The 15,040-nt window shown below is 42.4% G+C and carries 14 protein-coding genes; 4 read left to right on the top strand and 10 right to left on the bottom strand.

The features are described from left to right. The first annotated feature begins 8 nt into the window (after positions 1 to 8). Genes MKZ11_RS11305 through MKZ11_RS11295 form a run of 3 tightly spaced genes read left to right on the top strand, consistent with a single transcriptional unit; the run spans position 9 to position 3,922 of the window. Positions 9 to 1,328, top strand: coding sequence for an aspartate aminotransferase family protein (locus MKZ11_RS11305; RefSeq protein WP_340794535.1), 1,320 nt, complete (start codon positions 9 to 11; stop codon positions 1,326 to 1,328). A 50-nt stretch (positions 1,329 to 1,378) separates the two neighbouring features. Continuing rightward, a complete protein-coding gene (locus MKZ11_RS11300) occupies positions 1,379 to 2,749 on the top strand; it encodes a YjiH family protein (protein ID WP_340794534.1) in 1,371 nt (456 codons plus the stop codon). A 57-nt stretch (positions 2,750 to 2,806) separates the two neighbouring features. Then, positions 2,807 to 3,922 carry an alpha-hydroxy-acid oxidizing protein gene (locus MKZ11_RS11295; protein ID WP_340794533.1) on the top strand — a complete coding sequence of 372 codons (1,116 nt, stop codon included), beginning with the start codon at positions 2,807 to 2,809 and terminating at the stop codon, positions 3,920 to 3,922. 279 nt (positions 3,923 to 4,201) lie between these two features. On the opposite strand, the gene hisC is transcribed toward MKZ11_RS11295, so the two are convergent. The 8 genes from hisC to hisZ form a co-directional block, all read right to left on the bottom strand. Beyond that, positions 4,202 to 5,263 carry a histidinol-phosphate transaminase gene (gene hisC, locus MKZ11_RS11290; protein WP_340794532.1) on the bottom strand — a complete coding sequence of 354 codons (1,062 nt, stop codon included), beginning with the start codon at positions 5,261 to 5,263 and terminating at the stop codon, positions 4,202 to 4,204. Next, entirely contained in the window at positions 5,256 to 5,903 is a 648-nt protein-coding gene (hisIE, locus tag MKZ11_RS11285) for a bifunctional phosphoribosyl-AMP cyclohydrolase/phosphoribosyl-ATP diphosphatase HisIE (protein WP_340796979.1), read from the bottom strand. Before hisIE ends, hisC begins: the two co-directional genes overlap by 8 nt. Continuing rightward, complete coding sequence (gene hisF, locus MKZ11_RS11280) at positions 5,894 to 6,661, bottom strand: imidazole glycerol phosphate synthase subunit HisF (RefSeq protein ID WP_340794531.1); 768 nt, start codon at positions 6,659 to 6,661, stop codon at positions 5,894 to 5,896. The genes hisIE and hisF overlap by 10 nt, the downstream gene beginning before the upstream one ends. Beyond that, positions 6,658 to 7,374: a 1-(5-phosphoribosyl)-5-[(5-phosphoribosylamino)methylideneamino]imidazole-4-carboxamide isomerase gene (hisA, locus tag MKZ11_RS11275; protein ID WP_340794530.1), complete on the bottom strand. Its 717-nt coding sequence runs from the start codon at positions 7,372 to 7,374 to the stop codon at positions 6,658 to 6,660. The genes hisF and hisA overlap by 4 nt, the downstream gene beginning before the upstream one ends. Before the next feature lie 403 nt (positions 7,375 to 7,777). After that, the gene (hisB, locus tag MKZ11_RS11270; protein ID WP_340794529.1) at positions 7,778 to 8,362 is read right to left on the bottom strand and encodes an imidazoleglycerol-phosphate dehydratase HisB; all 585 of its coding nucleotides are present in this window, start codon (positions 8,360 to 8,362) and stop codon (positions 7,778 to 7,780) included. Then, complete coding sequence (gene hisD / locus MKZ11_RS11265; protein ID WP_340794528.1) at positions 8,352 to 9,641, bottom strand: histidinol dehydrogenase; 1,290 nt, start codon at positions 9,639 to 9,641, stop codon at positions 8,352 to 8,354. Before hisD ends, hisB begins: the two co-directional genes overlap by 11 nt. Before the next feature lie 6 nt (positions 9,642 to 9,647). Beyond that, positions 9,648 to 10,274 (bottom strand): ATP phosphoribosyltransferase, encoded by a 627-nt coding sequence (hisG, locus tag MKZ11_RS11260; protein WP_340794527.1) that lies wholly within the window; start codon positions 10,272 to 10,274, stop codon positions 9,648 to 9,650. Beyond that, positions 10,271 to 11,509, bottom strand: coding sequence for an ATP phosphoribosyltransferase regulatory subunit (gene hisZ, locus MKZ11_RS11255; RefSeq protein ID WP_340794526.1), 1,239 nt, complete (start codon positions 11,507 to 11,509; stop codon positions 10,271 to 10,273). Before hisZ ends, hisG begins: the two co-directional genes overlap by 4 nt. 94 nt (positions 11,510 to 11,603) lie before the next feature. On the opposite strand from hisZ, the gene MKZ11_RS11250 reads away from it, so the two are divergent. Further along, positions 11,604 to 12,401: a histidinol-phosphatase HisJ family protein gene (locus tag MKZ11_RS11250; protein ID WP_340794525.1), complete on the top strand. Its 798-nt coding sequence runs from the start codon at positions 11,604 to 11,606 to the stop codon at positions 12,399 to 12,401. A gap of 58 nt (positions 12,402 to 12,459) precedes the next feature. Here MKZ11_RS11250 and MKZ11_RS11245 read toward each other — a convergent pair whose 3' ends face one another. Next, a complete protein-coding gene (locus MKZ11_RS11245; protein WP_340794524.1) occupies positions 12,460 to 14,106 on the bottom strand; it encodes an S-layer homology domain-containing protein in 1,647 nt (548 codons plus the stop codon). Between the two features lie 352 nt (positions 14,107 to 14,458). Next, entirely contained in the window at positions 14,459 to 15,040 is a 582-nt protein-coding gene (locus MKZ11_RS11240) for a YdcF family protein (RefSeq protein ID WP_340794523.1), read from the bottom strand.

The raw sequence follows: 15,040 nt of genomic DNA, 5'->3' as shown, positions 1-15,040 counted from the left end.
GATTCATTATGCAAAATCAAATAAAAGAACAACAGGACTGGCTTCACATGGTCGATTCCATAGGTAACTTCCTTGCTCCAAGCATGGCAAAAGATCACCCAAATCTTCCGGTTATCAAAGCGGAAGGATGTTACTACTATGGTGCCGACGGAAAAAGGTATTTGGATTTCACATCGGGTATTGCAGTGGAAAATGTCGGACATCGTCATCCAAAAGTCGTACAGGCGATAAAAGAAAGCGCAGATCATTTAATCCACGGGCCATCTGGAGTCATTATCTATGAATCTATTTTAAAGTTAGCTGCGGAGTTGCAAAAAATACTTCCACCGAAACTCGATAATTTCTTTTTCGCTAACAGTGGAACAGAAGCGATTGAAGGGGCGTTGAAACTTGCTAAATATGTAACAAAAAGACCTTATGTCGTTTCTTTCACTGGCTGTTTCCACGGCAGATCCATTGGTGCGCTCAGTGTCACAACATCTAAAAGTAAATATCGAAAACATCTACAACCTGCGTGGCTTACTTACCAACTGCCCTATGCCCTTCCCGAATATCTTCCCGAAGGAGCAGACCCGGAAATATATTTCGCTGAAAAACTTGAGCGTGACGCACAGAAATTATTCAATCACCAAGTGGATCCTGAAGAAATTGCGTGCATGATCATCGAACCGATTCTTGGTGAAGGTGGCTATGTTATACCCCCTGCATCATGGTTGAAGAAAATACGTGAAATATGTGATCGCCATGGTATTCTTCTTATTTTCGATGAAGTTCAAACTGGTTTTGGCCGTACCGGGAATTGGTTCGCTGCACAAACATTTGATGTCAGACCGGACATCATGGCAATTGCAAAAGGAATTGCCGCAGGACTACCACTTAGCGCAACCGTCGCTTCTAAAGAATTGATGGACCAATGGCCACTCGGTTCACACGGGACAACATTTGGCGGGAATCCAATTGCATGCTCAGCTGCCCTTGCCTCCTTAGAAGTGATTCATGAGGAAAAACTGCTTGAAAACACGAAAGAGATGGGTGCCTATGCAATCGCTCGTTTGTTGGAGATGAAAAAGGAATTCCCAATCATACGGGATGTCCGTGGTGTCGGACTCATGATTGGAATCGAACTTGGGGATCCGCAAACCGGGGAACCTTCCGGAAAAACCGTCATGGAAGTACTCGACTATAGTCTTAAAAACGGTGTGCTCTTCTATTTATGTGGCAACTCGGGAGAGGTCATTCGGATGATTCCACCACTTACAATCAACAAAGAGCAAATTGATACAGGTCTTAATGTATTGAAAGCTGCTCTACAAACTTATTCAACCTAAAGAAATGTTCGAAATAGTAAGAGTCTAGACTTTGAATTGGGGGAAATGAAATGTCTGTTGTATACAAAGGGGAAACTGTTAAGACAAAAAATGGGGTATGGAAATTTTTAATTCCTTCATTCATAGGAATTCTTCTATTTCTAGTTCCGATTAAACTGAATGGTGAAGTAACAATTGGGGTTGGGGTCCTTGCCTCGTTACTACTAAAAACGTTTGGAGACTGGATTCCACAGTTTATTTTGATCATGTTGGGATTCACTGTTCTTATGACTTTCGTGACCATCATGATTAAACCTGCATTTATCATGAATAATTCTTTCTTAAAAAGTGTATTCCATGTAGGCCTTTTTGGGATTACAATGCGTATGATCGGCTTTGCAGTCGGATTTATGGCGTATTATCAAATCGGCCCCGAATTTATCTCTTCCCGCACTACGGGTGGCGTTGTCCTCTTTGATTTGGCACCGGTCCTCCTAACTTGGTTCCTCTTTGCAGGAATTCTACTACCACTATTAGTGGAATTCGGACTGATGGAATTTGTTGGGTCCTTAGTAAAAAAAGTGATGCGTCCATTGTTCACTCTACCGGGTCGTTCATCCATTGATACGATGGCATCATGGATGGGTGCAGGAACAGTCGGTGTCCTTGTGACAATGAAACAATATGACGAAGGTTACTACACAAAACGCGAAGCAGCCGTCATTGCGACAACGTTTTCCATCGCATCCGTGGCGTTTTCACTTGTTGTTGCCAAAGTCGTGGGACTAGGTCACTTATTCATTCCATTCTATTTAACAATTTCGGTTGCAAGTATCGTTGCTGCTATCATTATGCCGCGGATTCCACCTTTATCACGTAAGGCAGATACGTATTACGAGCCAGTCGGCCAACAGATAGACGAATTTCAACCTGAAGGTATTTCAAATCTGCAATGGGGATGGAAACAGGCACTCGATAAAGCAAACACAGCTAAAAGCCCAAAAAAACTTGTCCAAGATGGCGTTGAAACTGTTCTCGATATCTGGCTTGGGCTCATTCCGCTCGTCATGAGCCTCGGGGCAATCGCACTGATCGTCGCTGAATATACACCCGTTTTCAACATTATCTCTTATCCGCTTGTTCCGCTATTGGAATGGATGCAACTCCCTGAAGCTGCAAAAGCCGCTCCAACAATGCTCGTCGGATTCGCTGATATGTTTTTACCAGCGGTCATCGGAAGTGGAATTGAAGCTGAAATTACAAGATTTGTTGTCGCTGCCCTCTCCCTGTCTCAACTTGTTTATATGTCGGAAATCGGGATACTAATTTTACGGTCGAATATCCCTGTCAGCTTCCTTGATCTGTTCATCATCTTCATACAACGAACAATCATCACACTTCCAATCATTGTACTTATCGCACATTTTATAGTCTTTAAATGAAAGAGATATTCTTTCTTAATCAGGTTGAACATTACGAACTAGAATGGTGGGTACACGATGAAAACAACGGAAGATCTGATTCCGAATTTCGAAAACCATTTGGAATCACATGCATATCAGAAACTTAGGAAAGAAGCCTTCGATTACATTGCAAGAGGAGCCGGTGCAGAGGCGACGATGCAAGCAAACCGTCATGCATTCGACAAATGGAAAATTCGCCCGCGCGTTTTGCGCGATGTGTCCAAACGTGACCATACTGTTTCACTCTTCGGTAGGACAATGAAGACGCCAATCCTGTTCGCTCCAATTGGTGTCCAACGAATCGCCCATCCTGATGGGGAACTCGGTTCAGCAAAATCTGCAGGGGCACTTGAGGTTCCATACATTGTCAGTAGTGCGGCATCGTATGCAATGGAAGAGATTGCACGAGTGAGTGGAAACAATATTCGTTGGTTTCAGCTCTACTGTTCTCTTGAGGATTGTGTCACAGAAAGCCTTGTCAAACGTGCGGAAGCGAGCGGTTACTCGGCGATTGTCATTACGGTCGACACACCGTTACTAGGCCTTCGAAAAGCTGATAGTCGAAATGGCTATTCCCCTCTTTCCGAAGGCAATGGCTGTGGAAACTACTTTTCGGATCCTGCATTTTGTGGACTGTTAGAAAAGTTACCTAACGAAGATCTTGAATCAGCTTTAATGAAACAAATTGAAATCATTGATCGACCAAGCCTCAACTGGGGTGATTTTAAAAAAATACGTTCATATACGAAATTACCGATTCTACTAAAAGGGATTCTACATCCGGACGATGCACAGCTCGCACTTGAACACGATGTAGATGGGATTATCGTTTCCAATCACGGCGGGCGGCAATTGGACCATTGCATTTCATCATTGGATGCGCTTCCAGACATTTGTCAGGTTGTAAATGGTCGTATCCCTGTCCTGCTCGATAGCGGAATACGTAGCGGTGTCGATGTTTTTAAGGCAATTGCACTTGGCGCTGATGCAGTTTTACTTGGTCGCCCTTATATTTATGGATTAGCCATAGATGGTGAAGCAGGAATAGCGCGTGTTATCGAGGATATTCTGCATGAATTAGACGTGTCAATGGCACTGTCTGGCGCACGTTCTCTATGTGACATCAATTCGCATCTGCTTGTCGAAGCGTAAGCTCATGAGTTGAAAAACTTATATATTTTTTCAAAAAACTGTAAGCCCTTCGAATACAAAGGGCTTACAGTTTTTATTTAGGTAGTGAAGTTAAACCGCTTAGCCTTGGTTTACTGGATTTAGCGGTGACGATGGACTAACGTATCCTATTATGCTCGCCATGGCATGAATTATGCTCACCATAGGGTTGTTTATGACCGCCATGAAGCATCTTATGCTCGCTATACATTCTATTACGACCAACACATCGTTAAATGAATAAGAAATCTTTCGTTCTCCTTATTTAGTAAGAATTGCTTTCAATTTCCTCACTAGCCGTTCCATCTGCTGATCCGTGCCGATTGTTATGCGCAAATAGTTATCAATACCAGACTTATTAAAATACCTGACAAGCAAACCTTCTTTCTTCAATTCATTGTAAATAAACTCTGCCGGAACGCTCTTGTGCGAGGCGAAAAGATAATTTGCTTGTGAAGGAAGAACGTTAAAATCGAGCTGTTGTAACGTTTCAGACATCGTTTCTCGTGTTGCAATGATTTTCTGCGTCGTCTCAGTGAAATAGGCTTCATCCTCAAATGCTGCTTGTGCACCCACTAGCGCAAGTCGATCTAACGTATACGAGTTAAAGGAGTCTTTAATACGGATTAATGCATCGATCAACGAGGAGGCCCCCATTGCAAAACCTACGCGTAAGCCTGCCAATGAACGTGATTTGGATGTCGTCTGGACGACGAGCACATTATCGTATTTTCGGATTAGTTCAGTTGCTGATTTCGATGCAAAGTCGATATATGCTTCGTCGATGATGACGACTTGGTCGGGATTATTTTTTACAATTTCTTCAATATGCTCAAGTTCAGCATAGATGCTCGTCGGTGCATTTGGATTCGGTAAAATGACCCCGCCTTCAGACTGAAAGTATTTATCCACAGGCAATGTGAAATCTTTATTTAATGGAACTTCTTCATAAGGGATATCAAATAACTTTGCATAGACTGGATAAAAACTATATGTAACGTCTGGAAATCGAATTGTCTTGCCTGGTTCAAAAAACGCCATGAAGGAGAATGCTAGCACTTCGTCTGAGCCATTTCCGACGAACACTTCGTCGGCGGATAGTCCATATTGACGCCCGATCGTTTCACGTAACTCAGTCGCTGTAGGTGATGGATATAACTGAAGGCTACGTCCCATCTCTTGCTGGATTGCCGCTATCACTTTCGGACTAGGTGGATATGGATTTTCATTGGTATTCAGCTTAATGATATCCTTTTGTTCAACTTGCTCCCCCGGCACATACGGTTCGGTCCGTTTTACCATGGTGCTCCAAAACTTACTCATCCCGTAGCACTTCACTTTTAGGGCGTCTTTTCCGCAATTCGTTTTTGACATCCTCAACACTTACCCCTAACTCTTCCATTAACACGAGAGAGTGATACGTCAAATCCGCCAATTCGCTCGTCACTTCAGCTTTATCACGATTTTTTGCGCCTATGACAACTTCAGTCGTTTCTTCTCCGACTTTTTTTAAGATTTTATCCAACCCTTCACGGAATAAATAAGATGTGTATGATCCTTCGATTGGGTTCGCACGTCGATTTTTAATTTCATCTGTTATTTCATGGACGATTGACCGATTCAGGATATTATCATCGAAGACCGTATCATTGAAACAAGTTACTTCTCCTGTATGACAGGCTGGTCCTAGGGGCGTGACTTGTATTAATAGGGAATCATTGTCGCAATCGATTGAAAGGTTTTTTACAATTTGTCGATTGCCGGATGTTGCCCCCTTGTTCCATAGTTCCTGTCTTGATCTGCTGAAAAACCAAGTCTCTTTCGTATCAATCGTTTTCTGCAGCGACTCTTTATTCATATAAGCTAGCATCAGCACATTCCCCGTTCGGTCGTCTTGAACAATTGCTGGAATCAGACCATTTTCGTCAAATGCTAGTGTATCAATTAGTATTGTCATAGTGATTCATTCCCAACAGATGTATTTTTTTCAGCTAAATATGTTTTTAATGCACCGATATTAATGTCTTCAAAATGGAATACGGATGCTGCAAGCGCAGCGTCAGCTTTTCCTTCAGTCAGTACAGTATGGAAATGTTCAGGTGTGCCTGCTCCACCGCTCGCTATGACGGGAATGTTGACTGCTTCCGCAATCGCCCGCGTCAATTCGATGTTATAGCCATCTTTCACGCCATCCTCACCTATGCTATTAACGACGAGCTCACCAGCGCCAAGTTTCTCACCTTGAATCGCCCATTCAATGGCATCCAAACCAGTGTCTTTCATACCGCCATTAGAAAATACTGACCACTTAGAGGGTCCCACTTCATTAACATCCATCGATAGAATAATGCGTTCAGAACCGAATGTTTTTGCCGCTTCCTCAATCAATGTGGGATTGCTGAGCGCCGCACTGTTAATGGATACTTTATCCCCGCCTGCATCGAATACCTTTTGGATGTCCTCTATAGACCGGATTCCTCCGCCTACAATAAAGGGCACGGGTACTTCTTTTGCGATTTCCGCAATGAGATCGAGGAACATAGCACGGTTTTTCGTTGAAGCTGTGATGTCGTAAAACACTAGTTCATCTGCACCGTCAGCTACATACTTTTTTGCCAATGTAAGTGGATCTGCAACTTCTTTGACTTCCAAAAACCTTTTTCCTTTGACGACTTTCCCGTTATCAAAATCTAGACATGGTATTATCCGGTTGCTTGTCATCCTCGTCGTCCCCCTAGTATTTTTTCCAAAGACAATTTACCGTCATATAAAGCTTTACCGATAATTGCACCGTATAAATTGAGTTCTCTCAACTGAACAATATCCTCTTCTGTTGAAACACCGCCTGATGCCACGATATCGATTGACGACGCTGTGTCCATCATTTCCAGCTCGTGAAAGTTAGGTCCCTGCATCATCCCGTCTTTCATGATGTCCGTATATATAACCGTTTTTACGCCTGCCGCTTCAAGTTCACGCAATAAGTCGACTGCTAGCACATCACTTGTTTCCGTCCAACCGTCCGTTGCAACAAACCCTTTTCTTGCGTCGATGGACACTGCAATTTTCTCGCCATACTTTTCAACAGCTTCCATTAGAAACGGTTTATCCTGTATCGCTGCTGTTCCGATGATCACCCGGTTTACACCCGCTTCAATATGTGCGTCGATGATTTCCATCGTTCGGATTCCGCCGCCGACTTGCACAGGTATCGAAACACTCTTGGCAATCGCCTGGATTGCGTCACGATTCAAGGAGTTGCCTGTTTTAGCACCATCCAAATCGACGACGTGAATATATTCAGCACCTTGCTTTTCCCATTCCTTTGCCATCGAAGTCGGTGAATCATTGTAGATGATTTCTTGATCATAATCGCCCTGTATTAACCGAACACATTTCCCATTACGAATATCGATTGCTGGAAATAAAATCATGACAGTTCCCCCTTTTAATAATGTATAAAAATAAAGATTTCCACTTAATCCGCTATGACGCTCGGGGATGCCTCCCGCCATAAGCGAGGATACTGAAAAAGAACGATTTCCTTCAATCCCGTTGATTTCCGTTCCGAGCGGACGCTTTCCGCGGGCACGGCTTCAGCCTCCTCGTCACTCCGTTCCTGCGGGGTCTTCAGCTCGCGCTGTTCCCGCTGGAGTCGCCGCTCTCCACTACAATCAACTAGTTTTTACTATAAAAAAGAACTTTTTCAGTGGCTTCCCATAAGCCAGACAACTTCGTCGTCAGTCTTATGGCCTCGGCTACCCCTTATAAGGCGTCTTCGCTCAGTTTCTTTAGGTATTCATTTGTTCAATTATATAGGTGCTAACAGAAATACTCTTATAGCATTCCCTTTGTTGAAGGTACTCCTTTTACATCCGGATTGATTGCACTTGCTACACGCAATGCACGTCCGAATCCTTTAAAAATTGATTCGATAATATGGTGACTGTTTTTTCCATACTGCAGATTAATATGCAATGTCACTTTTGCATGGCTTGTGAAAGCTTGGAAAAATTCTTCAACAAGCTCTGTATCGAATTCTCCTACTTTATCTTTTAACCCATCTACGTTATAGACGAAAAATGGACGCCCGCTAATATCGATCGAAACTGTTGATAACGCTTCGTCCATCGGTGTTGAGACTGTCGCGTAGCGCTCGATGCCTTCTTTTGTTCCCATACTCTCGTAGAAAGCCTGTCCTAATGCGATGCCGATATCTTCGACGGAGTGATGCTGATCTACTTCGATGTCTCCATCACAACTGACTTTCAAATCGAATCGCCCATGATTCGTGAATAACGTCAGCATATGATCCAAAAAGCCGACCCCTGTTTTTATCGTTGAATTTCCGCTGCCATCAATCGTAAAGTCTAATTCAATCTTTGTCTCCGCTGTCTGTCTTGAAATCGATTTACTTCGCATAAAAATTCGCCTTCCTTACCTGAATTGAATTTGCGTGAGCTGTTAAACCTTCCGCATTCGCAATTGTGATGATGTCATCTGAAACTTCTCGCAGTGCTTGCTCTGTATAGTGAATGATGCTCGACTTTTTCATAAAGTTATAAACACCTAGCGGCGATGAGAACGCCGATGTCCCGCTTGTCGGCAATGTATGGTTGGGACCTGCCATATAATCGCCCAATGCCTCTGGTGAGTAATTCCCTAAAAAGATTGCTCCGGCGTTACGAATGAACGGCAATTGTTCCATCGGGTTTTCGACCATAAGCTGTAAATGTTCCGGCGCGAGTTGATTAACAAAGTTATAAGCTACATCCATTGAATCCACAAGAATGATACGCCCGTTAGCGGTTATCGAAGCTTCGATGATGCTCTTTCGATCCGCTTGTTCAATTTGATTTATCACTTCTTTTTGAAGCGCTTCAGCAAATGATCGGCTTGTCGTCACACAGATTGCAGTGGCACGTTCATCGTGCTCTGCTTGTGATAACAAGTCGGCCGCGACAAAATTGGGTATCGCACTATTGTCTGCTACAATACAAATCTCACTCGGTCCTGCAATCATATCGATGGCAACATCCCCGAACACCCATTTTTTTGCACGTGCTACAAATGCATTTCCCGGACCCGTGATTTTCGCTACTTTTTTCACCGTTTCTGTTCCGTATGCCAATGCCGCAATCGCTTGTGCACCGCCAATTTTATAGACAATGTCCACCCCTGCTTCTTGAGCTGCCACGAGGACATGGGGATTCACTTTTCCGTCTGCCTGAGGCGGTGTCACCATGGCGATTCTTTCAACTCCCGCAATCTTCGCCGGGACGGCATTCATCAGAACCGTTGAAGGGTAGGCCGCTTTTCCTCCCGGTATGTAAATACCGACACTGTCCAACGGCGTTACTTTCTGGCCAAGAACAATTCCATTTTCCTGATTGACAACCCACGTCTCTTCCAATTGTATTTCATGGAAGACTGTGATGTTGTGCTTTGCTTTTCGCAAGGCGCTCAAGAACTCGGCTGTGACTAGCTCCTGTGCCTCGGTAAACTCTTCAGCTGAAACGATCAGGTCATTTAGCTGCACTCCGTCAAACTGCTCGGTATAGCCTTTTAATGCCTGATCTCCATCTTCACGGACTGTTTCGATAATTCTAAGTACAGTTCGGTCAAATTCAAAATTAGTTGTTTGTACTGCCGTTTGCTGTTCTAGCTCATCGGTATATTGTTCCAACGTTACAATTCGCATAATTTATCACTCCAATACAGCTTTTAAGTCCGATATGAATTGCTGAATCTGGCTCGTTCTTGTTGCATAGCTCGCTTTATTAACAATTAATCGTGCACTGACATCTGCAATTGGTTCCAAGACGACCAATCCATTTTCTTTTAACGTCTTGCCCGATTCCACAATATCTACAATGACATCTGCCATACCGATCAGCGGAGCCAATTCGATGGAACCGTTCAATTTGATGATTTCAATACGAATGCCTTTGCTGTCAAAATAGGCTTTTGTCACCGCTGGATACTTTGAAGCGACTGTCAGCAATGCACTGCTCGGAAATTGCTTATCCGGAAATCCTGCAACCGCAAGCTGGCATTTTCCAATACCAAGATCTAACAGTTCGTAGACATCTACCGGGTCTTCCATAATTGTATCTTTACCGACAATCCCGATATCGGCTGCTCCTTTTTCCACATAAGTCGGTACATCGACTGCTTTCACAAAAATAAGTTTCACTTTATTTTCATCATCGAATAGTACTAGCTTTCTGCTTTTTTCATGAAAATCTGAAAATCGGATGCCTGCTTTATCAAAAAGGGTTAATGCTTTGTCCGCTGTACGCCCTTTCGCCAAGGCGATAGTTAGAGTAGTCATTTCTGGTCGATCCCCCCTACGAGTAAACCCAGCAACTCTTTCAAATCTAAGAATGAAGTGGTTTTATCTTTATATAGAAATGAATTACTCTCTTTTTCCAAACATATCGAGTAAATACTTTGTCGTCGATCTGCCTGTTCCTTGTTCGTTGAAAATAAAAGAACGCTAAAATTCCGTTCGCGCAGTTCATTGGCAATGGCAATAGCTTGTTCTAATTGATCGGCTACATAAATGATTTTAACGTCAATCGGAAATCGGGAAATGATGTCTTTGCTTTCAGTTGCCTTTACCAACGATTCAATTTCACACGCAAAACCAATTGCCGGAAGTGCAGTACCAAATTCATTTCCCAACTCATCGTAGCGGCCGCCCATCAAAACAGGTTTCCCAAACTTCTCGACATAACCTTGAAAAATAACACCTGAATAATAACCCATATGATTGATCAGCCCTAAATCGATAACGATATAGTGTTCCAATCCGTACATTTTCAATATACTGTAGACATCCATTAAGTAATCGAGTGTCTGTCTCATTTTTTCCGTAAGGGCAATTCCTTTCATACGCTCGCTCACATCTATAGCATTGCCATATAAAAAGGGAATCCGTTCGATTACTTCTCGAACTTCATCGTCAACTTCCAATTTTTTAAGAAAGGGACCAATTTCCACTACATTTTTTGCTTGAATCAATGACTTCAACTGGTTGACTTGTTGCAATGTGAGCGGCAGGTCTTGGACAAGTTCATTGAAAAAGCCTGCATGCCCCAATTCAATTTTGATATCATTGAACCCTAAATCTTTCATTAAGTGACAAGCAAGGGCAATCACTTCTGCATCAGCTTCAGGCGAACTATCGCAAAAGTATTCAATACCCGCTTGTGTACGCTCAACACTGTCATTTTTATCAAATGGTTGGCGGAAAACTTCTTGTACATAAAAGTATCGAAGTTCACTTGAAAGATCGGGGACGTTTTGTACCAATTCGCGTGTGATTGGAATGGTAACATCAGGGCGTAAGACTAATACTTCCCCTGTATGATCAATTACTTTTATCATTTCATTTTGATTGATCGAACTTTTCACTCTTGAATATAAATCATATTGCTCGAAAGCAGATGTTTTGATTCGTTTGTAGCCATACGTTTTAAAGCGTTTATTAATGCTTTTTATGATTCTTTCAAACTTTTCATTATCACTTAACATCTGTTCTGGATACTCTTCATTTCTCACCATTTTCAACACCTCTACTTTATCACTTTACTACACTAAAGTTATTTAGTACTATAAGGGTATACAGAAGAAAAGTCAACAGGAGGATTGATTAGTAATGTTTGATTATCACATGCACAGCTCTTTCTCAGCAGACTGCCCTGTTCCAATGGAAGATATGATTAAAGGAGCCATTCAAAAAGGGCTGACTGAGATTTGTTTTACGGAACACATCGACTATGAATATCCGGACGATACAATCGTTTTTGATTTTGATAAGAAGGAATATGCCAGTAAATTGAAAGAGATGCAGAACAAATATGAAGGGCGTATAGTTATTAAAAAAGGCATCGAAATCGGTGTACAACCTCATATATTAGACAGATACGATGAACTAATGGACAAGGAAAAATTCGACTTTGTCATCTGCTCCATGCATACCGTGGAGAAAAAGGGATTACATTACGGGGAATTTTTTGAGGGGAAAACAATAGAAGAAGCTCATGGCATTTATTACAAAGAATTGTTATACTGCGTGAAAAACTATAAGCAATTCAATATTCTTGGTCACGTCGATCTGGTGAAACGCTATTCAAAAATACAATGCGAGAAACCTTTCCATGATGAATTAACTGACCTTTTTAATGTTATCATTCCTGAAGGCAAAGGAATCGAGTTAAATACTTCCGGCGTCCGCTATGGATTGGCGAGCGGCATGCCGAGTAATGATGTTTTGAAGCTTTATAGACAATGCGGTGGTGAAGTCATCACACTTGGTTCTGATGCTCATAAACCCGAAGATATCGCCTTCCAGTTTGGCGAATCACTGCAATTACTTGATTCGATTGGATTTAAATATATCACTACATTTAATAATCAAAAACCCGAATTCCATTCAATTTCGCATTTGCTTTGATAGAAAACGGTCTCGCCTTCTGACTAAAGAAGTACGAGACCGTTTTTTATTATCTGGATTATTTAGCTTGTTTACTGTTAGAAATGAAATTAACAAACATTTTTGCAGCTTGTGCACGTGTTGTAGAATTGCTCGGCATGAATTTACCTTCGAACCCGTTTGCAATGTTCAATTCGTGGAGCATTGAAATGGCATTGACCGTTTCTGCACCGTAGTTTCCTAAATCAGAATAAGGAGCTTTTTGAGCCGAAGTGTATGGAGCCCCCATTACGTGCTTATATGACCGTTCAATCATCAAAGCAAGCTGCGCGCGCGTTACTGCTTCGGTAGGTTTGAAGCTGCCATAGTCCCCTTTGACAATACCATATTTATACGCTGCATTGATTTCAGCTTTCGTTTGAACCGCATAGTTAGTGATATCCCCAAATGGAGCCACTTCATCCGTTTTCAAATTCAGTGCACGAACAACCATTGTTACAGCCTGCACGCGTGATAAGTTTTGATTTGGCTTAAAAGTGCCATCCGCGTAGCCACCAACGATTCCCACCGCTGTTGCTTGAGCGATATAGCTCTCCAACCCGTGACCGGCAATATCCGTATATAGTGTTGGTGTAGTTGAACCTGCAACCGTTACACTGATTGTCGGGTTATGAATACTCTTGTTTCCCGCTTGATCTACCGCGATTACTGATAAGATATTTGTTGTATTATCAACAAGATTTTCGACTTTATAAGTAGAAACGTCTCCATTTACCGTTGCCAGTTTTTCTTCCCCATTGTAAAGTTCATAACTCGTTACGGCTACATTATCACTTGCTGGTTGCCAGTTTAAGTTAACCGAATTTGGACCCGCCGGATTGGCGACGAGGCTGCCAGCCGTGTCCCATGGATTAGCTGCTAGCATATTCGGCCAAAATAGCTCCGTCACTTTTTTATAGCCTGCTTCACTCAAATGGATATTTTCCGGATTCGGAAGGTAGACCTTGTAGTCTGACGCAATTACATCGCCAGTTGGTACGAAGATTGCTTGCGTACCTTCCAGCCCTGTTGTAATTGTTTTATTCAACACACTTAGCAACTGCTTCAGGAGCGGCTGCAAGTCTTCAGACATATAAGGAAACGGATTGTAATAACCCATTACATATACTTGCGCATCCGGGTTGATTTGGTTAATTTCGGTCATAATTGCTTTATAATTACTCCCTACTTGCTGGAGACCTGTCACTAGCGCCTTCTGATCAACAGTCGTTTTACCTGTAGTCGGATCTTTTTTGATAAGCGGTAATACATCATTGGCTCCAGCGCTAATTGTTATAATCTCTGCGTCTTTGATAGATTTTTGAAGTTCGGCGGTCTTTGCTATATAGCCAAACCCATAGACATCCTTCGTTACATTCTGTTGGATATCGTTTAAAACGTCTGTCGACTTATACCCCGGGAAAGAAAAGCCTTTGTTATACGACTTCAAAGTTCCTATCTCTTGAATTGACTCGGCTAAAAAATCTGCATAGCCTTTTCCTAATTCATTATTTGGAGTGACGCCCGCTGCCAACGAATCGCCTAGAGCAAGATAGTCGATTGGTACTGTCCAGGAAGGTGCACTCGTATCTATTTCTGCCGCGGAAAAATGGTACGGCACTACAAGCATTTGAATCATCAGTGCTACTGCAAAAAGCAATCGTAATTTCATCTTCTTTTTCGCCATATTATGCCCCCTAGTTAATGTTTTTTGGACCTCTTTCATTTGGTAACGCTTCTTGTCATCCACTTTCGACTTGGAAACTATCAAACCTGAACTATCTATACTAATTCGCCACGGAATACTAGTTCTCCTCCACAATTACTTCTTATATAACTTCATTAAACCGCTGCGCTACTAGTCTTAGGGCTTCGGCTACCCCTTAAAAGGCGCCTTCGCTTAGTTTTTATAGCCATTCATTTGTTCAACATATATAGTCGATTAGTATTGGAAACACTTGCTTACGAAAATGAAAAAGTTATTCTTTTCCGGCTTTCAAAATAAATAAGCAACCGCCAATATGACAGCGGTTGCTTGTTTACTTTCCTAAAATATATGTTTTCACAAGGGCAATGCGCTCCCGCATAGTCAATTTTACAGCTACTATTTTGGGGGTTACAGCCGCTACTGCATCTGATTCGAGATTAAGGCTGGCCGCAATTTTCCGCGCTCTTGCCAGATGATAATCACTAGTAATAATTGTGACAGATCGAATTTCAGTTGGCATTAATTTTTTCGAGAATAAAATGTTTTCATACGTGGAGGTAGACGCTGTCTCTAAAATTAGACGCTCCGAGGCAACACCATTCTCCGTTAAAAACTGCCTCATCGCTTCCGCTTCACTGATATGCTCATCGGGACCTTGCCCGCCGGATAAGATCATTTTCACGTGTGGATGTTCATTGGCGTACCGTAGCGCAGCATCCAAGCGATATTGCAAAGACAGTGAAGGGGCTTCTCTTTTTACTTTAGCGCCAAGCACAATTGCATAGTCATTCGTGCCATCTGCTGAAGGTTCCAATCCTTCATCCATCCATTTCCCTGTTAACCACCATAAAAAGATGCCAGAAACAGCGATTGCGATTATAAAAAAGACTGCTACTTTCTTTGACTTTTTCAA

Source organism: Sporosarcina sp. FSL K6-1508 (genome assembly GCF_038007465.1).
GTDB classification, from domain to species: Bacteria; Bacillota; Bacilli; order Bacillales_A; family Planococcaceae; genus Sporosarcina; species Sporosarcina psychrophila_B.
This window is presented reverse-complemented; position numbering and strand designations above follow the sequence as displayed.